The sequence below is a fragment of the Nguyenibacter vanlangensis genome, from assembly GCF_013376155.1.
GTDB classification, from domain to species: domain Bacteria; phylum Pseudomonadota; class Alphaproteobacteria; order Acetobacterales; family Acetobacteraceae; genus Gluconacetobacter; species Gluconacetobacter vanlangensis.
Genome location: NZ_JABXXP010001140.1, coordinates 1 through 652, shown reverse-complemented (window position 1 = coordinate 652; position 652 = coordinate 1). Strand labels below are relative to the sequence as shown.

The window sequence follows — 652 nt, the reverse complement described above, 5'->3', positions numbered from 1 at the left end:
CGTCGGCGATGACGGCATGCCGCGCGCGCAGGGCCCTGGCCTGTTCGGCCAGGCGGACGGCGTTGCTGCCGCCGACCAGGGCGTCGACCGCGAACCGTTCAGGCGCCTGCAGCAGCAGGTCGACCGTGGAGCAGCCGATACTGCCGGTACTGCCAAGAACGGTGACTGATTTCATGCCTCTCTTCCCTGCCCCTCGGCGTCGCCGCGCCGTATTTTGGACCCGATCCGCCGCCTATGGCAGCCGGGCCCCCGTTTGATGCCGCAATTATTGCCCCGGCGGATACCCTGGCCACAGATACCCTGGCCGAAGTTCCGTCAGGGCCGCGATCAGGCCCGCCGGGGTCACATACCAGAACGCGGCTCCCGCCGCCCCGGCCGAAAGCAGCGCGGCCAGGGGGGCGGCGACCAGCAATCCGTCGAACCGGTCCAGCAGGCCGCCATGGCCGGGAATGATCGCCCCCGAATCCTTGACGCCGCGCGCGCGCTTCAGCGCGCTCTCGGCCAGGTCGCCGATCTGCGCGGCAACGGCCATCAACGCGCCGAAGGCGATTCCCCGCCACCAATTGCCCGGTCCCGAGACCAGCACGCACACGCCCCCCCCGGCGATCATGGCGCACAGCAGGCCGCCCAGCGCGCCCGACCAGGTCTTGGC

Annotated in this window: 1 protein-coding gene and 1 pseudogene; both read right to left on the bottom strand. The window is 71.0% G+C overall.

Annotation, left to right across the window (positions count from 1 at the left end):
* A pseudogene (locus tag HUK84_RS21740) lies at positions 1-175 on the bottom strand (1-deoxy-D-xylulose-5-phosphate reductoisomerase); the annotation flags it as partial.
* A 90-nt stretch (positions 176-265) separates the two neighbouring features.
* Positions 266-652: phosphatidate cytidylyltransferase (locus HUK84_RS21735; protein WP_176641986.1), on the bottom strand; the 387-nt coding region annotated here is incomplete at its 5' end.